The sequence below is a fragment of the Tessaracoccus lapidicaptus genome (assembly GCF_001693815.1).
GTDB lineage: Bacteria > Actinomycetota > Actinomycetes > Propionibacteriales > Propionibacteriaceae > Arachnia > Arachnia lapidicapta.
Window position 1 is genome coordinate 238,492 of sequence record NZ_MBQD01000022.1, and the last position, 21,288, is coordinate 259,779.

The 21,288-nt window shown below is 71.2% G+C and carries 20 protein-coding genes; 3 read left to right on the forward strand and 17 right to left on the reverse strand.

Features of this window, described 5'->3' with window-relative positions; genetic code table 11:
• Positions 1-21 precede the first annotated feature (21 nt).
• Complete coding sequence (locus BCR15_RS09475) at positions 22-660, forward strand: aminodeoxychorismate/anthranilate synthase component II (RefSeq protein WP_068751946.1); 639 nt, start codon at positions 22-24, stop codon at positions 658-660.
• On the opposite strand, the gene pknB is transcribed toward BCR15_RS09475, so the two are convergent.
• From pknB to BCR15_RS09530, 12 genes are all read right to left on the reverse strand, one after another.
• Positions 661-2,559 (reverse strand): Stk1 family PASTA domain-containing Ser/Thr kinase, encoded by a 1,899-nt coding sequence (pknB, locus tag BCR15_RS09480; RefSeq protein ID WP_068751947.1) that lies wholly within the window; start codon positions 2,557-2,559, stop codon positions 661-663.
• Between the two features lie 67 nt (positions 2,560-2,626).
• On the reverse strand, positions 2,627-4,054 hold the full coding sequence (locus BCR15_RS09485; protein ID WP_068751948.1) for a peptidoglycan D,D-transpeptidase FtsI family protein: 1,428 nt from the start codon (positions 4,052-4,054) through the stop codon (positions 2,627-2,629).
• Positions 4,051-5,445 carry an FtsW/RodA/SpoVE family cell cycle protein gene (locus BCR15_RS09490; RefSeq protein WP_068751949.1) on the reverse strand — a complete coding sequence of 465 codons (1,395 nt, stop codon included), beginning with the start codon at positions 5,443-5,445 and terminating at the stop codon, positions 4,051-4,053. The genes BCR15_RS09485 and BCR15_RS09490 overlap by 4 nt, the downstream gene beginning before the upstream one ends.
• Positions 5,445-6,872, reverse strand: coding sequence for a PP2C family protein-serine/threonine phosphatase (locus BCR15_RS15430; RefSeq protein ID WP_068751950.1), 1,428 nt, complete (start codon positions 6,870-6,872; stop codon positions 5,445-5,447). The genes BCR15_RS09490 and BCR15_RS15430 overlap by 1 nt, the downstream gene beginning before the upstream one ends.
• On the reverse strand, positions 6,872-7,333 hold the full coding sequence (locus BCR15_RS09500; RefSeq protein ID WP_068751951.1) for an FHA domain-containing protein FhaB/FipA: 462 nt from the start codon (positions 7,331-7,333) through the stop codon (positions 6,872-6,874). The genes BCR15_RS15430 and BCR15_RS09500 overlap by 1 nt, the downstream gene beginning before the upstream one ends.
• A 2-nt stretch (positions 7,334-7,335) precedes the next feature.
• Positions 7,336-8,049 (reverse strand): FHA domain-containing protein, encoded by a 714-nt coding sequence (locus tag BCR15_RS09505; protein ID WP_068751952.1) that lies wholly within the window; start codon positions 8,047-8,049, stop codon positions 7,336-7,338.
• A gap of 242 nt (positions 8,050-8,291) precedes the next feature.
• Entirely contained in the window at positions 8,292-9,320 is a 1,029-nt protein-coding gene (gene meaB / locus BCR15_RS09510; RefSeq protein WP_068751953.1) for a methylmalonyl Co-A mutase-associated GTPase MeaB, read from the reverse strand.
• A gap of 10 nt (positions 9,321-9,330) precedes the next feature.
• Positions 9,331-9,456 carry a hypothetical protein gene (locus tag BCR15_RS15300; protein ID WP_256094548.1) on the reverse strand — a complete coding sequence of 42 codons (126 nt, stop codon included), beginning with the start codon at positions 9,454-9,456 and terminating at the stop codon, positions 9,331-9,333.
• Between the two features lie 22 nt (positions 9,457-9,478).
• The gene (locus tag BCR15_RS09515) at positions 9,479-9,739 is read right to left on the reverse strand and encodes a PqqD family peptide modification chaperone (protein WP_068751954.1); all 261 of its coding nucleotides are present in this window, start codon (positions 9,737-9,739) and stop codon (positions 9,479-9,481) included.
• The gene (locus tag BCR15_RS15305; protein WP_068751955.1) at positions 9,736-10,590 is read right to left on the reverse strand and encodes an acyltransferase family protein; all 855 of its coding nucleotides are present in this window, start codon (positions 10,588-10,590) and stop codon (positions 9,736-9,738) included. Before BCR15_RS15305 ends, BCR15_RS09515 begins: the two co-directional genes overlap by 4 nt.
• A 49-nt stretch (positions 10,591-10,639) precedes the next feature.
• Positions 10,640-11,095 carry a nucleoside deaminase gene (locus BCR15_RS09525; protein ID WP_068751956.1) on the reverse strand — a complete coding sequence of 152 codons (456 nt, stop codon included), beginning with the start codon at positions 11,093-11,095 and terminating at the stop codon, positions 10,640-10,642.
• A 260-nt stretch (positions 11,096-11,355) separates the two neighbouring features.
• The gene (locus BCR15_RS09530; RefSeq protein ID WP_068751957.1) at positions 11,356-12,963 is read right to left on the reverse strand and encodes an alcohol dehydrogenase catalytic domain-containing protein; all 1,608 of its coding nucleotides are present in this window, start codon (positions 12,961-12,963) and stop codon (positions 11,356-11,358) included.
• A gap of 139 nt (positions 12,964-13,102) precedes the next feature.
• On the opposite strand from BCR15_RS09530, the gene BCR15_RS09535 reads away from it, so the two are divergent.
• A complete protein-coding gene (locus BCR15_RS09535) occupies positions 13,103-14,041 on the forward strand; it encodes a sugar-binding transcriptional regulator (protein ID WP_068751958.1) in 939 nt (312 codons plus the stop codon).
• Here BCR15_RS09535 and BCR15_RS09540 read toward each other — a convergent pair.
• Positions 14,038-14,697 carry a ThuA domain-containing protein gene (locus BCR15_RS09540; protein WP_068751959.1) on the reverse strand — a complete coding sequence of 220 codons (660 nt, stop codon included), beginning with the start codon at positions 14,695-14,697 and terminating at the stop codon, positions 14,038-14,040. The genes BCR15_RS09535 and BCR15_RS09540 overlap by 4 nt on opposite strands.
• Positions 14,698-14,700: 3 nt before the next feature.
• Positions 14,701-15,777, reverse strand: coding sequence for an NADH:flavin oxidoreductase (locus BCR15_RS09545; protein WP_068751960.1), 1,077 nt, complete (start codon positions 15,775-15,777; stop codon positions 14,701-14,703).
• Positions 15,778-15,829: 52 nt separating this feature from the next.
• On the opposite strand from BCR15_RS09545, the gene BCR15_RS09550 reads away from it, so the two are divergent.
• The gene (locus tag BCR15_RS09550; RefSeq protein ID WP_068751961.1) at positions 15,830-16,039 is read left to right on the forward strand and encodes a DUF5302 domain-containing protein; all 210 of its coding nucleotides are present in this window, start codon (positions 15,830-15,832) and stop codon (positions 16,037-16,039) included.
• A gap of 125 nt (positions 16,040-16,164) precedes the next feature.
• Here BCR15_RS09550 and scpA read toward each other — a convergent pair whose 3' ends face one another.
• The 3 genes from scpA to folP form a co-directional block, all read right to left on the reverse strand.
• On the reverse strand, positions 16,165-18,348 hold the full coding sequence (gene scpA / locus BCR15_RS09555) for a methylmalonyl-CoA mutase (RefSeq protein WP_068751962.1): 2,184 nt from the start codon (positions 18,346-18,348) through the stop codon (positions 16,165-16,167).
• A gap of 1 nt (position 18,349) precedes the next feature.
• Positions 18,350-20,221 carry a methylmalonyl-CoA mutase small subunit gene (gene mutA / locus BCR15_RS09560; RefSeq protein WP_068751963.1) on the reverse strand — a complete coding sequence of 624 codons (1,872 nt, stop codon included), beginning with the start codon at positions 20,219-20,221 and terminating at the stop codon, positions 18,350-18,352.
• Positions 20,222-20,332: 111 nt separating this feature from the next.
• The gene (folP, locus tag BCR15_RS09565; RefSeq protein WP_068751964.1) at positions 20,333-21,220 is read right to left on the reverse strand and encodes a dihydropteroate synthase; all 888 of its coding nucleotides are present in this window, start codon (positions 21,218-21,220) and stop codon (positions 20,333-20,335) included.
• Positions 21,221-21,288 lie beyond the last annotated feature (68 nt).

The window sequence follows — 21,288 nt, forward strand, 5'->3', positions numbered from 1 at the left end:
CCCGGATGGCACAATGGCCGCGTGGCCGCCATCCTCGTCATCGACAACTACGACTCGTTCGTCTACAACATCGTGTCCTACCTCGCGCAGATCGGCGCCGAGGTGGAGGTGTGGCGCAACGACGACCCGCGGTTCGCGGACGAGGGCTGGTACGAGCCCTTCGACGGTGTGCTGCTGTCGCCCGGCCCCGGGACTCCCGAGGAGGCCGGGGTGTGCATCGACGTCGTGCGCACCCTCGGCGGTGTCCGGCCGCTGTTCGGGGTGTGCCTCGGGCTCCAGGCGATGGCCGTGGCCTACGGCGGCGTCGTCGACCGGGCGCCGGAGCTGCTGCACGGCAAGACGTCGCCCGTGTTCCACGAGGGCCGAGGCGTCTTCGCGGGACTGCCCTCGCCGGTCACGACCACGCGCTACCACTCGCTGGCCATCGTCGAGGAGACGGTACCCGACGTGCTGGAGGTGACGGCCCGCACGGAGTCGGGCGTCATCATGGCGGTTCGCCACCGCGAGCTTCCGGTCGAGGCGGTGCAGTTCCACCCCGAGTCGGTCCTGACGGAGGGCGGCTATCAGATGCTGGCCAACTGGTTGGCCGAGTGTGGGGACGCGGACGCGCCCCGCAGGGCGGCCACGCTGTCTCCGCTGGTCACCACCGCGCTCGACTGATCAGCTGGTCTCGGCTGACGTCGACGGGTCCGGGGACGCTTCCGACCCCGCGCCGCCGTTGCCGCCCGAGTTGTTGTTGCCGCTGCCGGAGTTCTCGTTCGGCGTCGGGCTCTCGCTCGGGGGCGGGTCGGGCGTCGGCGTCAGGCTCGGCGTCGGGCTCTCGCTCGGCTCCGGCGGCGCGATCGCGACGATGACGCTGATCTCGTCCGTGCGCGACGCCACCGTTCCCGGTTGCGGATCCTGATCGAAGACCAGGCCCGGCTGGGACACGTCGGTCTCCTCTTCGCGCGCGTCCAGCTTGAAGCCGGCCCTCTGGGCGACCGCCTGCGCCTCCTCCAGCGTCAGGGTCCGCAGCGACGGCACGACCGAGTTGCCCGTGGCCACGACCAGCACGATCTCGTCCGTGGGGGCCGCGGTGGCACCGGAGGCGGGGTTGACCTCGACGACCTCGCCCGCCACGGCGTCGATGGGCTCCTCGGCGGGGTCCGCGTCGACGTTCTTGACGTTCGGCAGCCCTGCGTCGACCAGCCGCTGGCGCGCCTCGTCGGCCGTCAGCCCGATCAGTCCGTCGGGGACGGTCTTGACGTCGGGCCCGCTGGAGACCGTGAGCGTCACCGTGGATCCCGGGTCGACGAGTTCACCGGCCTCGGGGTAGGACTCCAGCACCTGGCCGCGGTCGTCGGCCGTGCCGATCTCGTAGACCACCTCGGGCACGAGCTCCGCGCCGGTCAGCAGGGCCACGGCGGCGCGCTCGCTCTGGCCGACCACGACGGGCACGGCCACCGGTTCGGGTCCCTCCGGCGCGGGTGGGTTCATGATGGCCGACACCGCGACACCGAGCGCCACGAGGAGCAGCCCCGCCACCACCAGCAGCGCCACCAGGCCCTTCCGGGACCGGCGGTCGTCCTCATCGTCGACGACGGCGGGCGTCACGGCGGTCCTCGGCCCGGGCGCGGGGACGGGCGAGATCCCGCGCCGCGCGGTCGTGGTCATGGGATCGGAGGGGATCACCTGCGTCGGCGGCTCGACGGGGAGCGCGGCGTGCACCTGGTGGCCGCCGAGCGCGCGCAGGATGTCCTCGCGGAACTCGGAGGCGTCCTGGTAGCGGTCGCGCGGATCCTTGGCCAGCGACTTGAGCACGATCGCGTCCATGGCCGGCGAGATCTCGGGATCCACCTGCGACGGCGGCACGGGCGCCTCGCGCACGTGCTGGTAGGCGACGCTGACCGGCGAATCGCCCTTGAACAGCGGCTGCGACGTGAGCAGTTCGTAGAGCAGGCAGCCGACGGAGTAGATGTCGGACCGGTTGTCGACCTTCTCACCGCGGGCCTGCTCCGGGGACAGGTACTGGGCCGTGCCGATGACGGCCGCGGTCTGGGTCATGGTCGCCGACGTGTCCGCCACGGCGCGCGCGATGCCGAAGTCCATCACCTTGACGGTGCCGTTGGGGGTCAGCATGACGTTGGCGGGCTTGATGTCGCGGTGGATGATCCCGGCGCGGTGCGAGTAGGCGAGCGCGTCCAGCACGCCGCCGGTGAACTCGAGCGCTCGCTCGGGGACGATCTTGCGGCCGTCGCGCAGGACCTCGCGGAGCGTGACGCCCTCCACGAGCTCCATGACGATGTAGGGCACCGTGACGTCGGAGGCGGAGTCGCGCTCCTCACCGGTGTCGTAGACCGCGACGATGTTGGGGTGGTTGAGGCCGGCGGCGGACTGCGCCTCCCGCCGGAAGCGCGCCTGGAACGTGGGGTCGCTGGCCAGGTCGACCCGCAGGCGCTTGACCGCGACGTCGCGCTCGAGCCGCAGATCGCGGGCGCGCCACACTTCGGCCATGCCGCCCCGCCCGATCACCTGATCGAGCTCGTAGCGGCCGCCCAGGAGGGCTCCTCGCTCTGTCATCGCTCGCGTTCCTTTCGATCGGTCAGGCTCAATACTGCGCCATCAACCTGAGACATATCTGAGAAGCTCACCGCAGGGCCTCCAGGATCGCCGTGAAGATCGGGGCCGCGACGCGGCCGCCGGAGATGTCGTCGCGCGCCACGTCGGCGTCCTCCACGAACGCCACGATCGCGACCTTCGGGTCCTCCGCATAGCCCACGAACCAGGCGTAGGGGGGACGGTCGGGGGCGGTCTGCGCCGTGCCGGTCTTGCCGCCGACGACCAGGCCGTCGACGCGCGCGGGCCGGCCCGTGCCGTCCTCGACGGTGGCGACCATCATCTGCTGCAACAACTCAGCGCTCGACGCGCTGATGGGGCTGCCGAGGCGCTCGGGTCCCTGGGCCGAGAGGACCGTGAGGTCCTCGCTGGTGACGGTGTTGACCAGATGCGGGCGCATCAGGACGCCGTCGTTGGCGATGGCGGCGGCCACCTGCAGCATCTGCAGCGGGGAGGCCGCGACGTCGTACTGCCCGATGGCAGACAGTGCCGTCTGGGCGAGGTCGAGCTCGGTGGGGAACCGCGACTCGGCCGCGCCGATGTCGATGGTCGGTTCGCTGTTGAACCCGAAGGCCTCGGCCATGGCCTGAAGTTTGTCGGGCCCGAGCGAGATGGCGAGCGAGCCGAAGGCCGTGTTGCACGAGGTCTTCAGCGCCTGCTCCAGGGTCACCGTCTCCCCGCCGCAGTTGGTGGAGTTGCCCATGGAGCGGCTGGAGTTCGGCAGCCGCAGCGACGCCGGGGCGTCGAGCTCGCTGCTCGGCACCAAGCCGTCCTCGAGCGCGGCGGCCGCCGTGATGAGCTTGAACGTCGATCCGGGGGGATACACCTCGCGGGTTGCCCGGTTCTTGAGCGGCTCGTCCTCGGCGTCGATGAGCTCGGCCCAGGCGGCGCGCTCGGCGTCGAGGTCGACGGTGGCCAGCCGGTTGGGGTCGTAGGTGGGCGTGGACACCAGGGCGAGGATCTCGCCGGTCTCGTAGTTCATGGCGACGGCCGCGCCGCGCTGGTTGCCGAGCGCCCGCACCGCCGCCGCCTGCGCTCGCGCGTTGAGCGTGGTGGAGATGTTGGCGCCCTGGGTGCGGCGACCCGACAGCAGGTCGATGACGCGCTCGACGGACTGCTCCGAGGAGGTGCCGGCCATCTCCTCGGTGTACGAGGCCTCCAGCCCGGAGCGGGCGTAGTCGTAGGAGTACCAGCCCGTGACCGTCGACCACAGCTCGCCGTCGGGGTAGGTGCGCACGAACGGGAACCGCCCGCTGCGCGGCACCGACTGCGCGATCGGCTGGTTGCCGACCAGGATGGCCCCTCGGGGCTGCGCGAACTCGGCGTCCATGATGCGACGGTTGCGTTGCTCGGCGTTGAGGGCCTCGGTCTGCACCACCGAGATCTGCGTCAGGTTGAGCAGCAGCGCCGCCATCATGAGGGCGACGAACACCGTGACCTTGCGGATGGGGCCGTTCATCGGGCGATCACCTGGGTGGCGTCGTCGACGGCGCCGGCCTCGCGGGGGGCGGCGGTGGCGGCCTGCGGCATGCGGCCGCGGTGCGAGATGATCATGAGGATCGCGATGATGATCCAGTTGGCCACCAGCGACGAGCCGCCCTGGGACATGAACGGCGTCGTGAGGCCCGTGAGCGGCAGCAGGCGGGTCACGCCGCCGATGATCGCGAACACCTGCAGCGCGAACGCGAAGCTCAGCCCGGTGGCCAGGAGCTTGCCGAACCCGTCGGGCGACGTGAGGGCCGTCTTGAAGCCGCGGGCGATGAGGAGCGCGTAGACGAGGATCACACCCATGAGCCCGAGGACCCCGATCTCCTCACCGAGCGCCGCCGCGATCATGTCGCTCTTGGCCAGCGGGGTGAGGCCCGGGCGCCCGAGTCCCCAGCCGCGGCCGAAGAGGCCGCCCCACGCGTAGCCGAACTGCGCGCTGATGATCTGCAAGTTGCGGTCGTAGTCGCTGAACGGGTCCAGCCACGCGTTGACGCGGCGCGGCACGTGGTTGGTGAACCGCCAGGCGGCGAGCGCGGCGCCGACGAACGAGATCCCAGCGAGAATGGGCCAAGCCGGTCGCTCGGTGGCGACGTAGATCATCACGGTGAACAGCCCGAAGAACAGCAGCGACGTCCCCAGGTCGTTCTGGTAGACCATCACGACGAGGGCCGTCAGCCACATGACCGCGATCGGGCCCAGGTCGCGGGGGCGGGGCAGGTCGATCCCCAGCACGCGGCGCCCGGCCAGCGCCAGCACCTCGCGCTTCTCGTAGAGGTAGGCGGCGAACGCGATCGCGAGGAGGATCTTGGCCACCTCGGCCGGCTGGAAGGAGAGCCCGAAGACGCGGATCCAGATCTGGGCCCCGCCGGAGGTGACCCCGATGACCGGCACGAGCGGGAGCAGCAGGAGCACGAGGCCGGCGATGAACATGAGATAGGGGTAGCGCTGCAGACGGCGGTGGTCGCGCAGGACGAACACCACGGCGGCGAAGAGCGACAGGCCCAGCGCGGTCCACAGCAGCTGGGTCGCGGCGTCGTTGGCCGGCGGTTCGGGGATCTGGTCGATCCGGGAGATCATCGCCAGCCCGAGGCCGTTGAGCAGGAACACCGCCGGCAGGATCACCGGGTCCGCGTACGGCAGCCGGAAGCGGACGACGAGGTGGGTCGCGATCCCCAGGCCGTACCACAGCGCGGCCGCGGGCACGAGGCCCTCGGGCAGCGTGCCGTAGAGGTTGAGGCTCGTGATGATCCACCCGGCGAGGCCGAAGGTCTGCGCGAAAAGCAGGAGGACCAGTTCGACGGTCCGGCGCTTCTTGTAGACGATGACCTCGTCGGAGACTGCTGGCTGGACGGCGGCGGACATCAGCACGCCTCGGGGTCGGCTTCGTCGCTGTCCGTCGGGGTCGCGGTGACCGCGGGGGGCGAGAGGAACGTCGGGACCCCCGGGGCGACGCCGCCCGTGGGGGTGGGGCGGGCGGTGGCGGTGGGGAGCCCGGGCACCGTGGGCGTGGGGCTCGGGCTGGGCGTGGGCTCGGCGGTGTCGACGGGGCTCGGCTGACGCCGCTCCTCGCGCACTTCGACGCACCGCTCGGCCAAGGCCCGCAGCTGCTCGGTGGTGGCGCGGCCGGCGGCGACGTCGGCCACCCGGATGGAGGACTCGACGGCGCGCTGGTAGAAGGCCGGCAGGTCGCCGATCGCGACGTCGGAGCGCTCTTCGAGCGTGCTCAGCCGGATGCCGAGGACCTCCCCGGGGAGGCCGTTGAAGATCGCGACGTTGCCCTCGTCGGCCGCGACGAAGTAGCGGGTCCGGGCGTAGGCCTGGACACCCCAGGCGCCGCCGCCGATGACCAGGGCGACGGCGACCAGCATGATGATGATGCCCGGCCAGCGCCGATGCGACTCCTGGGGCGCGTAGCGCGCCACCTCGTCGGGGCTGTGGTCCGTCGAATGCGCCGCCGGCCACGCTGCGGGCCGCCCCGGGGTGTTCGGGGCGGGGGACTGGCTGCGCGGCACGTCGAGCGCCGCCGCGGCGCCGACCAAGGTCCCCTCACGGGCGTCGAGCGCGTCGTCCTGCTCGACGACGTCGCCGAGGACGATGGTGATGTTGTCGTGGCCGCCGTTGGCGTTGGCCGCGGCTGCGAGGTTGGCCAGCGCGTCGGACGGCGAGTCGAGTTCCAGGAACTCGCGGATGGAGCCGTCGTCGACGAGTCCGCTCAGCCCGTCGGAACAGAACATGATGCGGTCGCCGAGGCGGGCGTCGAGCAGGTCGAGGTCCGGCTCGAACTCCACCTGTCCGTTGAGCACCTTGAGGATCAGCGAGCGGTGCGGATGCGTGGCGGCCTGCTCGGGGGTGATGCGGCCCTCGTCGATCAGCGACTGCACCCAGGAGTGGTCGTGCGTGAGTTGCGTCAGCTCGCCGTCGCGCAGCAGGTAGCCGCGCGAGTCCCCGACGTGCCCGATGCCGAACTGGGTGCCGTTGAACATGGCGCCGCAGAAGGTGGTGCCCATGCCGTCGAGCTCGAGGTCCTTCTCGATGAGGGCCGAGAGGATGGCGTTGGAGCGGCCGATGACGCCCGCCATCAGCGTGAGCATCTCCTCGCCGTCGGCGACGCGCCGGTCCGACCGCGCGGCCTCCTGCGCCGCGACGGCGGAGGCGACGTCGCCCGCGGCGGCACCGCCCATGCCGTCGGTGACGAGCAGCATGGTCGGGGAGGCGTAGCCCGAGTCCTGGTTGTTCTTCCGGACCCGGCCCACCTCGGAGTGTGCGGCGAAGCGGAGCGAGAACGTCATCAGATCTCGAACCGCATCAGGGTGCGACCGATCCGGACCACGTCACCGACGGTGACCTTCGTCGGCTCGGTGACGAGCTTGCCGTTGACATAGGTGCCGTTGGTGGACTGGAGATCGGTGATGACCCAGGTGCTGGGGTCCTGCTGGACGAGCTGCGCGTGGCGCGCGGAGGCGTAGTCGTCGTCGAGCAGGAGCGTCGAGTCCGCCGCCCGGCCGAGGTTGATCGTCGGCTCGACGTGAACCGACACGCCCTGCTGCGGGCCGGAGGTGACGGCGAACCGGGTCGGGTGCTTCGCGCGCTTGCGCCCTCGGCCGCGGTCCGCCGGGATGGCGGCGAGCGAGGACACCGGCACGCGCCGGCCGAACATGTCGGTGCGGACGACGTTGGCGACGAAGAGGATGAAGAGCCAGAGCAGGGCGAGGAAGACGATCTTGACGGCCGCCACGATGAGGTCTGACACGGTCAGGACCCCGCGGGCGTGTGGATCAGCATCCGCGTGGAGCCGATCTCGATCCTCGTTCCCTCGCCGACCCGGGTCTTGGTGACGCGGTTGCCGTTGACGTGCACGCCGTTGGTGGAGCCGAGGTCCTCGATGGTGACAACCGGGTGCTCAGGGTCTCCGCTCACGGTGAGCATCGCGTGGCGGCGGGACACGCCGGGGTCGTTGAGCCGGAGGTCTGCCTCGGCGCCCCGGCCGATGAGGAGCCCAGGAGCCACCAGCGGATGCCGCACTCCGTTGACCTCGAGCACCAGACGGCCGGGCCGGGGTTCCGGCGCGGGATTGTGGGCCGCAGCGCCGGTGTCGACGGAGACGGCCTGGCTGGTGACGGTGAACTGGCCCGTGGGCAGCGAGGTGTCGAGCTCGTAGTCGATGGTGACCGGCCCGTTGAAGACGTAGCTGCGCTCGGCGGCGTGGTCGCGGATGCCCGGGAGGATCTCCGCGTTGAGGGTCTTCGAGTACGGCACGAGGCGGTCGTAGTCCGCCTGCGAGAGGCCGACGGTGAAAGCGTTCGGGACCAGGCGGCGGTCGCGACTGAGCAGCGTGGCCTCGGCGTCCAGCTCGCGCTGAATGCCGGCGACGATCTCGACGGGGTGGACGAACCCCTTGAAGGCTCGGGCGAAGACCTTGCCGACCGCGGACTCGATCCGCTTCTCGGCCTTGTCGAAGACTCCCATGCGCCTCCTCTCGGTGCTCAGTTGGCGCCTCCCCACGGGCAACGGTACCGGGCAAGTCTAACGGCCCCCGTCGTGAGGGCGCGACATGGGTTAGCTCGCCGTCGCCACTCTGGGGGGGTGGGTTTGAGCAGATGGCACCTCTCAAGAGACTGCTCACGCGTGAGCTGGGCGGGGGGTTTCTCGCGAGTGGTGCCATCTGCTCAATTGCGGGTGACGTGGAGGGCTGAGCTGCCGGAGGGGGATCAGGCGGAGTGTGGGGTGTGCTGGGCCCAGGGGAGGCTCGGCAGCGCGTCGGCGAACGCACGCAGGATGATCTGGGAGCCTTCGAGGGCGGACAGGGACTCCTCCGCCAGCTGGGCCTCGACGTCGTCGGCAACCGACCGGACCAGCGGGGAGGTCCGCAGGGACTCCAGCAGCTCGTCGCGCACCATGTTCCACAGCCAGTCCCGCTGCTGGTCGAGGCGGCGCGCCGCCAGAGATCCCTCCGCCTCCAGTTCCGCCCGGTGCTTCTCGACGGCGTTCCACAGCTCGTCGAGCCCCGCGCCGGTGTACGACGAGCAGGTGAGCACCGGGGCGCGACGCTTCTTGGTGTCGCTGGTGATGAGCTTCATCGCGATGCTGAGCTCGCGGGCGGCGACCCGGGCCGCCTGCTCGTTGTCGCCGTCGGCCTTCGTGATGGCGATGACGTCGGCGAGCTCGAGGATGCCGCGCTTGATGCCCTGCAGCTGGTCCCCGGTGCGCGCCACCTGCAGCATGAGGAAGGTGTCCACCATGCCCGCCACCGCGACCTCGGACTGCCCGACGCCCACCGTCTCGACGAGGATGACGTCGTAGCCGGCGGCCTCCAGCACCAGCATGGACTCGCGCGTGGCGCGCGCGACGCCGCCCAGGTGACCGCCCGACGGTGAGGGCCGGATGAACGCGTCCTCGCGGGAGGCCAGTTCGGCCATGCGGGTCCGGTCGCCCAGGATGGAGCCGCCCGTGCGCGACGACGACGGGTCCACCGCCAGCACGGCCACCTTGTGGTGCCGCTCGTCGATGAGCTTGATGCCCATGGCGTCGATGAACGTGGACTTGCCCGCGCCGGGCACGCCCGAGATGCCGACCCGGAAGGCGTGCCCGGTGCGCGGCGCGATGAGGCGCAGCAGCTGGTGGGCGTAGTCGCGGTGCTCGGGCTTGGTCGACTCCACGAGCGTGATCGCACGGGCGATGTGCCCGCGGGACCCGGCCACGATCCGATCCGCCAACTCCTCGACCGACAGCTTCCGCATGCCCCTGACCCTACCGCCGGCCCCGGCCCGCGGGACGTCCGCCCCTGCCGTGGACCGCCGCGAGCTCGAGGATCTCCTCGGCCGCGGAGGCGACGGCGGCGATGAGCTCGTGGTCGTCGCGCAGGTCCGTGGCCACGTGGGCGACCACCCTCGCCGCGTCAGGCGTCGATCGCGATGAGGCCGTGGCCGGCCAGCTCCCGCAGCTGAGCCGCCACGGCCTCCGTCGTGTCCTGGTCCGGCGGGGCGCCGAACAGTGCTACGAGCCGTGCCTCGATGGAGTCACTCGGCAGCGGGCCGTCGGCCAGCATCTCGAGGATCGCGCCGGCCACCGGCCCCAGCCGGAAGACGCGGGAACCCATGAGCGCGACCGACTCGCCGTCGACGGTGAGGACGTCGCTCAGCGGGCCCCGGCGGATCACGGCGCCTCCCCGTCCAGCACGGCGCGGCACCAGGACAGCACCTGCGCTGACTCGCCGTACTCGACCAGCCGGCAGCCGACGGCGGCGTGCAGGTCCGCCAACAGGTGCAGCGGTCGCGGCAGCGCCGACAGCGACGACGTCTCCGGGGTCACGGCCATGATCGTGTCCAGGACGCCCAGGTCGGTGAACGTCGCGGTGGCGCGGCCGGGGGTGCGGCGCAGGACGACGAGTCCCGCGACGTGCGCGGCCTCCGGGGCGTGGCCGAGCCCGAGCTCGTCGGGTGCGTGCTCGCGCTTCGGCGGGACTCCGTCCGGGGCCAGGGTCACCGGCTTGGGGTACGGCCGCACGGCCCAGCCGCGAAGTGGACCACGGCGTCGTGCCCGCCGACCAGCTCGTCCACGACCGACGGGTCCGTCACGGAGCCCTCCACGAGGGAGAACCGTGCGGGGTCCAGGCCTGCGAGGTTGGCCGGGTTGCCCGCGTAGGTTCGCGACGCCGACGGTGGCCCCCAGTGCCGTCTTGAAGGCCGTCTCCTGCGGCCCGAGCGGCGACAGGAAGAGCAGCGACAGCACCACCGTGACGGTGCTCGTCACGGCGAGGGCCGGTCCCAGCCGCTTGAGCCGCCTGATGTAGAAGCGCCGGAACGAGATCGTCCCCGTGGTTGCGTGCTCGCGCAGCAGCATCAGCGTGATGATGAAGCCGGAGATCACGAAGAAGACGTCCACGCCGGTGAAGCCGCCGGGCACGGGCAGGCCGGCGTGCGTGACCATGACCGCGAGCACGGCGACGGCGCGCAGGCCTTGGAGGTCGCGCAGGCGACCGGTGCCGGGAGTGTCGACGGAGGAGGTCATGATTCCGTGATCGTAGGTGCTGCCGGGGCGGTTGTCGCACTGCCGAGGCTCAGTACAGGCGTCGCCCCTCGTAGCCCATCCAGGCTGCGAACGGCTCCACGGCCCGCGACCGCGGCTCATGGACGCGCGCCATGGCGCGGGGAGAGCCCGCGATCTCGTCGTAGAACGCGGCGTCGTCGAAGCCGGCCGCGGCGGCGTCGTGGCGGTCGGCCGCGAACACCACCCGCGACACCCTCGCCCAGAGCGCCGCCCCCAGGCACATCGGGCACGGTTCGCACGACGCGTAGAGCACGCAGCCGGTGAGGTCGTGGGTGCCGAGGCCGGCGGCGGCCGCCCGGATCGCCTGCACCTCCGCGTGCGCCGTCGGATCCGGCACGGCGGTCACCCGGTTCACACCCTCGAAGACCTGCCCCGACGGGGCGACGAGGACGGCGCCGAACGGACCGCCGCCGTCTGTGACGTTCGCGACGGCGAGGTCGATCGCGCGCTGCAGGTGATCAGTCATCGAGCCCTCCTGGTCCTCACTGTAGTGAGTCTGGGGAGAGGGATCGCCGCCTGCGGCGACGGCTTCGAGACTCGGGCGCGACGGCGTTGCCGTCGGCCCGCGACCTCAGCGAACGGGGAGGGTGACGGCTTCGAGACTCGGGCGCGACGGCGTTGCCGTCGGCCCGCGACCTCAGCGAACGGGGAGGGTGGCGGCTTCGAGACCGGGGCGCGACGGCGTTGCCGTCGGCCCGCGACCTCAGCGAACGGTGGCCCGCGACCTCAGCGAGCGGTCGCCAGCAACGCCTCCTCGGCCTCCTTGGTCCACACCCCGTTGTTCAGCTTCGCCGCGACCTCCGGCAGCTTCTCCGGCATGTCGACCAGTCGCGTCAGTGGCAGGTCGTGCAGCGACGGGAACACCATGATCTTCCCGCCGGAGGTCCGGTTCATCACCGACTCGATCGCATCCCGGAACCCGGCCATGCCGGTGACGGCGTCGAGGGAGATGTGCGTGTCGATGATCCCCTCCTCGATCTTGCGCAGCACCGTGCGCATGTCGGAGACGTCCGAGCCGGAGGTGCCGAGCATGAAGATGCGGCGCTCGATGATCGCCTGCAGGTCGAACTCGCCGGTGGTGCCGGCCGGGATGCCGGCGAAGGCGTTGATGATCGCGCCCTCGGCGGCCAGGTCCACGGCCTGCGCGACGAGCGCGGGCACGGGCACCATGCACGAGAGGTGCGTGTAGCCGGGCTCGAGCTTTGTGGTGCCAGTGTTGATGATGGTGAGCTCGACGCCGGCCTTCTCCGCGACCGGACGCGTGAGCGACTCGAGGTGCGCGAGCCGATCATCGCTGAGGTCCGTCCCCGCGACGGTGATGCCCGCGATCCCCGACGTCAGGGCCCGCATCGTGTGCATCTGTCCCATCGGGCCGGCGGCGCCGATGATCGCGACCTTGTCGCCCTCCCGGATCTCGCCGTTGGCGGGGATCCACGCGTAGCCGTCGGCAGGATCCTCGCCGGTGGTGCCGCAGAAGCGGATGAAGTCGTAGTGGACGCGGCCGATGTCGATCTTGACCGGGCCCTCGATCACCTCGCCGGCCAGCACGACGCACAGCACGCCGCGCATGCCCAGCAGACCGCCGAGCGCCTCCAACGCCGCGACATCGGATCCCCGGTACACGATGTCGTCGAACGCCTGCCCCTCCAGGCCGGCGATCCCGGAGGCGTCGATCCGCACCACCTCGGCGGGCGTGTGTGTCGCGGTGAGCTCGTCGATGCCGGCGACATCGCCCACCACCAGCATCCGGCCCCCCGCCTTGGGATGGTTGCGCTCCGCCCACGCGTAGGACCCCTCGACGGTGGCCCACGGCTCGATGAGGCCGACGGCGGCCGCGGACGGGCCGTCGGAGACGTGGATGAGGAACTTCTCCCCGTCCGGCGCCACGACGCAGCGCTCGTCGACGACGACGTACTCCTGCAGCGCGCCGTCGAAGTTGTAGCCGAACGCGCCGTTCGACTTGGGCGTCTTGAGGTGCTTCCAGTCGGCCTGCACGAGCACCCGGTCGCCGACGGCGAAGTGGGTCACCTGGTCGCCGACGGCGACGATGCGGGCCACGGGCTCGTGCCCGGGAACCACCGGCGCGGCGCCGGGGTGGTAGCTCGGGATCTCGGCGAGCGCGTCCAGATCGATGCCGGAGACGACGTCGGCCTTGCGCGGGTGGGAGTCGAACGCGTGGAGCAGCTTGGTGTCGCTGAAGCAGATGCCGCAGGCCTCCACCTTGAGCAGCAGCTGAGTGGGGCCGACGGGGTCGACCGCCTTGCTCTCGTTGTGGATGAACTCATCCACCCCGGTGATCTGGATGGCGTGCTGCGTGGCCGGGATCTCCGTCACTGCTACTCCTTCGTGGCGCATGGCTCGGGCTTGTCGACACTGAATCTATGCCCGCCGCCACCGCGTGAGAAGCTATCGGCAGACGATTGGGCATCTGCCCACGGCGGCGGGCGCCGCCGGAGGCGACGAGGAGGCGCGCGTGGTACTCACTCCCGGGGCCGGGGACCTCGACCTGGCCGTGCGCGCTGCGTGGCTCTACTACGAGGACGGCCTGACCCAGGCCCAGGTGGCGGCGCGGCTGTTCGTGTCGCGGCAGACCGTAGGACGGCTGCTGGAGACGGCGCGTCAGCAGGGCATCGTGCGGATCGAGATGGACGCCAACTACCTCGCGGCGCTCGGCCTCGCCAACGCGCTGCGTGACCGCACCCCGCTCACCGACGCCGTCGTCGTCCCGACCCTGGGCGGCACCCTCACCAGAGAGCGCACCAATGAGCGGGTGGCGGCGGCCCTGGCCGCCTACGTCCGCCGTTTCCTGCGCCCGGGAGTGGTGGTGGGCGTGGGCTGGGCGGACACCGTCGCGCGGGCGCTGACGATGCTCTCGGCCGAGTCGCTGGAAGGGGTGACCCTGGCGTCGGCGGCCGGCACGATCGACAACGTGGCCCAACTGGTCTCGGAGAACCCGACGGCGGTGCGCCGCCTGCGCACCGTCCCGTCCCCGCTGTTCGTGTCCAGCGTCGAGCTGGCGGAGTCGCTGCTCGCGGAGGACACCGTCGCGACCGTGTTCGAGCTGGCCCGCAGCGCCACCCTCACCCTCACCGGCGTGGGGGCCGTGCGGCCGGGCGGTTCCGCGGTGCGCACCGGCATGGTGACCGACGACGACGTCGCGGCCTATGCCGCAGCCGGGGCGGTGGGCGACATGATCGGCCAGTGGTTCGGCCGCCGGGGAGAGATCATCGACGGCCCTGTCTCCGGCCGCGCCGTCACCTTGGGCCTCGACGCGCTGCGGGCGTTGCCGAACGTCGTCGGGGTGGCCGCGGGTGAGGACAAGATCGACGCCATCAGGGGCGCCATCGCGGGCCGCTACCTCGACGTGCTGGTCACGGACGAGCCGACGGCGCAGGCCCTGCTCGGCCGCTAGCTGCCGTCGAGGCCGATCGCCCAGCGGGCCAGGTTGCGGATGAGGTCGCGGTGCCCGGGCGACCGGTACGAGCGCTCGTCGTGGCCGAGCACGTCCACCGCCACGCGGGCGTTCCGATGGTGGCGCAGCCATGCCGTCGGCTCCGGCCCGTGGGTTCCCTCGTGGGTGGCCACCACCTCGCGACTGCCGACGAACTGCAGGCTCAGGTATCGCTCGTCCTGGACGTCGAATGCCGAGTCGGGTACGCCGCCCAGGGCTTGCCGGTGCACGGTCGTGACCGAGTGCTCCGGATGCCACGACCCGCCGGGCACCCAGATGGCGCCGACGGCGGCCGCCCAGTCGGGGTAGTCGCGCAGGCTCGCCACCGCGATGTGCATCGCGAGGATGCCTATGCCCCGGTCCAGGGCGGCAGTGAGGGCGGCGGCCCCCGGATGGTCCAGCGGGAGCCGCTCGTCGGTGTCCGTCCACGGGTCGCCCGCGTTGACCACCAGCAGCTCGACACCGTCTAGGGCCGCGAGGGCGTGGTCGACGTCGTGGTCCACGGCGACGTCGAATCCGGCCCCGGTCAGGATCTCCGCCAGCAGGTCGGAGGTGGCCGCGAAGGGGTGCCAGGGGTCCGCGTACCTGCCGGACCCGCTGGCGATCAGTGCACGCATGCCTCAGTCGGCCACGAGCTGCGGCCAGCCGGTGGCGAAATACTCGACGAACGGCTCGCCGACCGTGTTGTCGCGGAGGCTCTGGCGCGTGACCGGGAAGGTCGGGCCCGCGTAGTCGCCGTCGGCGAGGATCCGCTCGGCGATGAACTGGTCGGCGATCGCGGCGCGCCCGATGTCGACGAAGTCTGCGCCGGTGGCCAACGCCGCGCGGGCCGACGGCCCGTCGACGACCTTGCCCGCGATCCCCAGGCGGGTGTCGCCGCGCGGCAGGTCGACGAAGTGCGTGACCAGCGGGGCCGCCGACGCGTGCGCGCCCTCGGGCAGCTTTGTGACGTCCCACAGCGACAGGTCGAGGTGGTCGAGTTGACCCTCGCGCATCAGGTCGGCGCTCAGCTGCACCATCTCGTCGGTGGTCAGGCCGAAGCGCTCCGTCGACAGGCGCAGGCCGACGTGGAACTGCGGCGACGTCGCGGCGCGAACGGCGTCGATGGTGTCGCGGATGACGCGCGCCTTGCCCTCCAGACTGCCGCCGTAGCCGTCGTCGCGGACGTTGCGACCGTCGAGGAACTGGCACAGCAGATAGCCGTGGGCTCCGTGCAGCTGCACGCCGTCGAATCCTGCCCGCTCCGCCCGGGCCGCGGCCGAGGCGAAATCGTCGACCAGACCGTGGATCTCGTCGACGGTGAGGGCGCGGGCCCCCGTCTCCGTATCCTCGTAGGGCGCGACCAACGGCTCGCCGGAGATGGCGGTGCTGCCCTTCGATCCGCCGTGCTGCAGCTGCACCAGCGACGCGGCACCCGCCAGGCGGAGCCCGGAGGCGAGGCGCTCGAGGCCGGGGAGTTGGGCGTCGTCGCTGACGCCGAGCTGACCGTCCCAGGCCTTGCCCGCCTGCGCGACATAGGCCGCCGCGGTCATCACCATGCCGAACCCGTGCCGCGCCCGGGCCAGGAGCCAGTCGATCTCCATGTCCGACAACGAGCCGTCGGGATTGGACTGCTTGTTCGTGAGGGGGGCCAGGGCGAGCCGGTTGCGCCAGGCCACGCCGTGAGCGAACTGGATGGGGTCGGAAAGTTGTGTCACACAACCCAGCGTAGTCCCGTGCCCGGTGGGGGCGCGGGCGTAGGGTGTCCCCATGTCAGAGTCGGATCAGAAGAACATCGAGACCGAGAACGCGCCCTCGGAGGCACTCGATCCCAAGGAGGCCATGCGCCAGGCCCTCGAGCGCAAGAAGCAGGCCGAGCACCTGTCGGCGTCGCAGGGCGTCGACGTCGGCCGCGGGCAGGCGCACGCGCACGGCAAGGTGGGTGGGAAGCGGCAGTTCCGGCGCAAGTCGGGCGGCTGATGCAAAAATCTTCCCCTGGGGCTTCATCTGTGCATATGCACACAAGAAGCCCTGGAGGAAGATGAACGTCGATCACATGACTGTGGCCCGCCCCCCGAGGGGGACGGGCCACAGTCATGTCCGGGTCAGTCGGCCAGGCGCTCGTTCAGCTTGGTGAGCAGGTCGACCGCAGCCGCCGGGATGATGGTGCCGGGCGGGTAGATCGCGTCGGCGCCGTGCTCGCGGAGCTCGTCGAAGTCCTGGCTCGGGATCACGCCGCCCACGACGATCATCAGATCCTCGCGGCCGAGCTTGTCCAGTTCCTTGCGCAGCGCGGGCACCAGCGTGAGGTGACCGGCGGCCAGCGAGGACACGCCCACCACGTGGACGTCGGACTCGACGGCCTGGCGGGCCACCTCCTCCGGCGTCTGGAACAGCGGGCCGACGTCGACGTCCATGCCGAGATCGGCATAGGCGGTCGCGATGACCTTCTGTCCGCGGTCGTGGCCGTCCTGGCCCATCTTGGCGACGAGAATGCGGGGGCGACGGCCCTCCTTCTTCTCGAACTCCTCGACGAGCTTGCGGGCTTCCTCGATGTCGTCGTTCGAGCCGGCTTCGGTGTTGTACACACCAGAGATGGTACGGATCTGCGCGGTGTAGCGGCCGTAGACCTTCTCCAACGCGTCCGAGATCTCGCCGAGCGACGCCTTGGCGCGGGCCGCGTCGATCGACACCTTGAGCAGGTTGCGGTCCGGATCGGTCGGATCCGGGTTCGCGGCCGCCCAGGTGACGCGCTCCAGCATCTCCTGCGTGACGGTCTCGTCGCGCTCGGCGCGCAGCCGCTCCAGCTTGGCGATCTGCGCCTCGCGCACCGCGCGGTTGTCGACCTTCAGGACCTCGAGGGCGTCCTCGTTGTCCAGCCGGTACTTGTTGACGCCGATCACGGGCTGACGGCCGGAGTCGATCCGGGCCTGCGTGCGGGCCGCGGCCTCCTCGATGCGCATCTTCGGGATGCCCTGCTCGATGGCCTTGGCCATGCCGCCGGCCTGCTCGACCTCCTGGATCCGCTCCCACGCCTTGCGCGCCAGCTGCTCGGTGAGCTTCTCGACGTACGCCGAGCCGGCCCACGGGTCAACCGTGCGGGTGGTGCCCGACTCCTGCTGCAGGAACAGCTGGGTGTTGCGGGCGATGCGGGCCGAGAAGTCGGTCGGCAGGGCGATGGCCTCGTCGAGCGCGTTGGTGTGCAGCGACTGCGTGTGGCCCTGGGTGGCGCCCATGGCCTCGACGCAGGTGCGCACGACGTTGTTGTACACGTCCTGCGCGGTCAGCGACCAGCCGGAGGTCTGCGAGTGCGTGCGCAGCGACATCGACTTCGGGTTCTTCGGCCCGAACTGCCGCACGAGGCGCGCCCACAGCAGACGCGCGGCGCGCATCTTGGCGACCTCCATGTAGAAGTTCATGCCGATCGCCCAGAAGAAGGACAGGCGGGGCGCGAACGCGTCCACGTTGAGGCCCACGGACTCGCCGGCGCGGATGTACTCCACGCCGTCGGCCAGGGTGTAGGCCATCTCGATGTCGGCCGTCGCTCCGGCCTCCTGCATGTGGTAGCCGGAGATGGAGATCGAGTTGAACCGGGGCATGTTCGCCGAGGTGTAGGCGAAGATGTCGGCGATGATCTTCATCGACGGCGACGGCGGGTAGATGTAGGTGTTGCGGACCATGAACTCCTTCAGAATGTCGTTCTGAATGGTTCCGGCCAGCTGCTCGGGCTTGACGCCCTGCTCCTCGGCCGCGACGACGTACAGCGCCAGTACGGGCAGCACCGCGCCGTTCATCGTCATGGACACCGACATCTGGTCCAGCGGGATCTTGTCGAACAGCTGGCGCATGTCGAGGATCGAGTCGACGGCGACGCCCGCCATGCCGACGTCACCGGCCACGCGGGGGTGGTCGGAGTCGTAGCCGCGGTGCGTGGCGAGGTCGAACGCGATCGACAGGCCCTTCTGGCCGGCGGCCAGGTTGCGGCGGTAGAACGCGTTGGACTCCTCGGCGGTGGAGAAGCCCGCGTACTGGCGGACGGTCCACGGCTGGTTGACGTACATCGTCGCGTAGGGGCCGCGCAGGAACGGCGGGATGCCGGGCGCGGTCTCCAGGAAGTCCAGGCCCTGCAGGTCCGAGTCGCCGTACAGCGGCGGCACGAGGATCCGCTCGGGGGTCTGCCATCCGGCGGTGTGGCCGGTGGTGTCCATGATGGCCTCGAACTTGGCCGCGGCGTCGGCCGCGACGGCCTCCGTCAGCTCGATGTCCGTGAAGCGGGGGACGGTCATAATCTCAGGCTCCCAACTCGGTCAGGGTGGCATCGAGCAGCTCGACCACGTTCATACCGTCGAACACGTTGCCGTCGACGGCGCCCTCGGCGCCCTCGCCCAGCTCCTTGATCTGGCCGGCGATCAGCACCGTCTCGGCGCCGGCGGCGCGCAGGGCCTCGGCCACCGCGACGCCTTGGGCGGCGTAGACCTTGGCGCTGGAGCACAGCACCGCGACCTTCGCGCCGGACTCGGTGAGCTGGCGGGCGAAGTCCTCAGGCGTCTCGCCCTCGGCGACGAGCGTGTCGATCCCGCCCACGTGGAACAGGTTCGACGTGAAGCCCTCGCGGCCGCCGAAGTCACGGCGGGCGCCCAGGCAGGCGAGCAGCACCGTCGGGGCGCTGCCGGCCCCGCGGGCCGCGGCGGAGCGGTCGCGGAGGTCCTCGAAGACCTGCGCGTCGCGGACGACCTTCAGGCCGCCGAGTTCGGGAGCCGCGGGGCGGGCCTTGCGTTCCAGCGCGGCCTCCTCGTGGTTCGGGAACATCGACACGCCGGTCAGCTGGATCTTGCGGGTGGCCAGCTGCGCCGCGCGTGCGGCGTTGACCTCATCCAGTTGGGCCTTGACGGTGCCGTCGGCCAGCGCCGCGGCGAAGCCTTCGCCGTCGAGGCCCTGGAACACGGCCCACGCCTTGTCGGAGAGCTGACGGGTGAGCGACTCGACGAACCACGAACCGCCGGCGGGATCGTTGACCCGGCCGACGTTGGACTCCTCGGCCAGCACCACCTGCGTGTTGCGGGCCGTGCGGCGCGAGAAGTCCGTGGGGAGGCCCGCGGCGGCGTCGAACGGAAGCACGGTCTGCACCTCGGCGCCCCCTGCGGAGGCGGCGAAGCAGGAGATCGTGCCGCGCAGCATGTTGACGTAGGCGTCGTCGCGCGAGATCTGCCGCTCGGAGGTCACCGCGTGCTGAATGGCGCCACGCTTGGCCTCGGTCACGCCGAGCACCTCGCCGACCCGCGACCACAGGCCGCGCAGCGCACGCAGGCGGGCGATGGTGGCGAACTGATCCGTGGTGGCGGAGACGCGGAACATGATCGCGTCGAACGCCTCGTCGACGCTCAGGCCGGACTCGGTGAGCGCGCGGACGTACTCGACGCCCACCGCGACCGCGTAGGCCAGCTCGTGCACGTCGCCCGCGCCGGCGTTGTGGTAGATGGTGGCGTCGACCACGATGGGCCGCACGCCGGGGTAGGGCTTGGCGAGCTCGACAGCCTTCGCCAGGACGCCGAGGTCCGCCTCGGTGCCGGCCAGGGCGGCCGCGCCGATCGGATCGACGCCCAGGTTGCCGGTCAGCGTCGCCGCGTCCTTGCCGGAGGCCGCGAACACATTGGCCAGCGCCATGGCGGCGTCGAGCTGCTGCGTCTTCGAGGTGACATACACCGGCGCCAGGTCCAGCAGGACGTCGCTGAGCACCGCGGCGACGTCGCCGACGGCGATCGCGTCGGGATCCACGCGCAGGTAGACCGCCGTGCCGCCACGCTCGAGATCCGTGATGACGGCGCGGCGGGTCTCCGCGACGTCCGGATCCTCATGCAGCTGCGCGATGTGCCAGGCGTCCATGTCGCCGTCGCGGACCGTGGTGCCGCGCACGAACGGCGCGACGCCCGGGTAGCCGAGCTCCTCGACCCCGTCGTCCTTGGTGTACAGCGGCTTGATCTCGAGCCCGTCGACGGTGGCGCTCGTCAGGCGCTTGTACGCGGCCTCGACACTGAGCTCCTTGCCCTCGGGGCGCTTTCGGTTCAGGACCTTCAGGACCTCCTTCTCCCAGTCGCCCCGGGAAGGAGTGTCGAAGTCTGCGGCCAGGCTGATGTCGGCCGCACTGGTGGCTTGATCGCTCATCGCTCTCCGTCTTGTCTCAAGGGGTGTGCACCCACGGCTCCACACTAAACCAGCGACGGGGGCCGCGGAGTGCGGGGCGGTGAAAGGTCGGACCGAAGCGCGGTGGTACTATCAGCGACCGCGATCGGCGCGTGCCGGAGGCCGGTCACCGCGGATCGAGGCCACCATGTCGAGGACGCGCCGCGTGGCGCGCACGTCATGGGCCCGGAACACCGTCGCCCCTAGCCATGCCGCCACCGCCGTAGCTGCCAGGCTTCCTTCGAGCCGGTCGTCCGTGGGCAGGTCAAGCGTCTCTCCGACGAAGTCCTTCCTGCTGATCGCCTGCAGCACCGGAAAGCCCAGCGCGACGACGCGGTCGGTCGCGGCGACCAGCGCGAGCGAGTTGGGCGTGGTCTTGCCGAAGTCCAGCGTCGGGTCGACCAGGACGCCGTCGGGCCTGACCCCGGCGTCCACCGCGCGACGGGCGCCGTCGGCCAGCACGCGAAGGACGTCCTCGACGACGGCGTCGCCCGGCCCGTAGTCGACCCCGACGGGATCGGTGCGTGGCGGGAGGCCCCCGGTGTGCGAGACGACGTAGCCGGCGTCGAGGCGGGCCGCGACGTGGACGAGGTCCGGGTCCGCGCCCTGCCAGGTGTCGTTGACCAGGTCGACGGCGCCCTCGCAGGCGAGCGCGACCTCGGCGCGCCAGGTGTCGAGGCTGATCGGGAGCCTGGGGTAGCGCTCGCGGAGGGCCATCACGAACGGGCGGACTCGGCCGATCTCGGTGGCCTCGTCGACCCACTCGCCCTCCTGCCCGGCACGCACGCCGCCGACGTCGATGAGGTCGACGCCCTCGTTGACCATCTCATCAGCGCGGCCGAGGGCGGCGTCGTCGTCGAGGTAGCGGGCGGAGGCGTAGAACGAGTCCGGGGTGCGGTTGATGATGCCCATCACGGCGGGCCGGGAGGCGTCGAAGCGCAGGCCGCGCAGGACGAGCGGGGCGGGCTGGGGGAGGGGCACGAGACGAGTCTAGGCGGCGGGTCAGCTCGACCCGCTGGGCCCGCGGAGCGCCGGTGGGCAGCGCAATC

What these genes read in the sequence shown, in the direction of transcription:
- pknB (WP_068751947.1), bottom strand. Translation starts at nt 2,559, where the DNA reads ATGACAGAGCGAGGAGCCCTCCTGGGCGGCCGCTACGAGCTCGATCAG.
- BCR15_RS09485 (WP_068751948.1), bottom strand. Translation starts at nt 4,054, where the DNA reads ATGAACGGCCCCATCCGCAAGGTCACGGTGTTCGTCGCCCTCATGATG.
- BCR15_RS09490 (WP_068751949.1), bottom strand. Translation starts at nt 5,445, where the DNA reads ATGTCCGCCGCCGTCCAGCCAGCAGTCTCCGACGAGGTCATCGTCTAC.
- BCR15_RS15430 (WP_068751950.1), bottom strand. Translation starts at nt 6,872, where the DNA reads ATGACGTTCTCGCTCCGCTTCGCCGCACACTCCGAGGTGGGCCGGGTC.
- BCR15_RS09505 (WP_068751952.1), bottom strand. Translation starts at nt 8,049, where the DNA reads ATGGGAGTCTTCGACAAGGCCGAGAAGCGGATCGAGTCCGCGGTCGGC.
- meaB (WP_068751953.1), bottom strand. Translation starts at nt 9,320, where the DNA reads ATGCGGAAGCTGTCGGTCGAGGAGTTGGCGGATCGGATCGTGGCCGGG.
- BCR15_RS15305 (WP_068751955.1), bottom strand. Translation starts at nt 10,590, where the DNA reads ATGACCTCCTCCGTCGACACTCCCGGCACCGGTCGCCTGCGCGACCTC.
- BCR15_RS09525 (WP_068751956.1), bottom strand. Translation starts at nt 11,095, where the DNA reads ATGACTGATCACCTGCAGCGCGCGATCGACCTCGCCGTCGCGAACGTC.
- BCR15_RS09540 (WP_068751959.1), bottom strand. Translation starts at nt 14,697, where the DNA reads ATGCGTGCACTGATCGCCAGCGGGTCCGGCAGGTACGCGGACCCCTGG.
- BCR15_RS09550 (WP_068751961.1), top strand. Translation starts at nt 15,830, where the DNA reads ATGTCAGAGTCGGATCAGAAGAACATCGAGACCGAGAACGCGCCCTCG.
- mutA (WP_068751963.1), bottom strand. Translation starts at nt 20,221, where the DNA reads ATGAGCGATCAAGCCACCAGTGCGGCCGACATCAGCCTGGCCGCAGAC.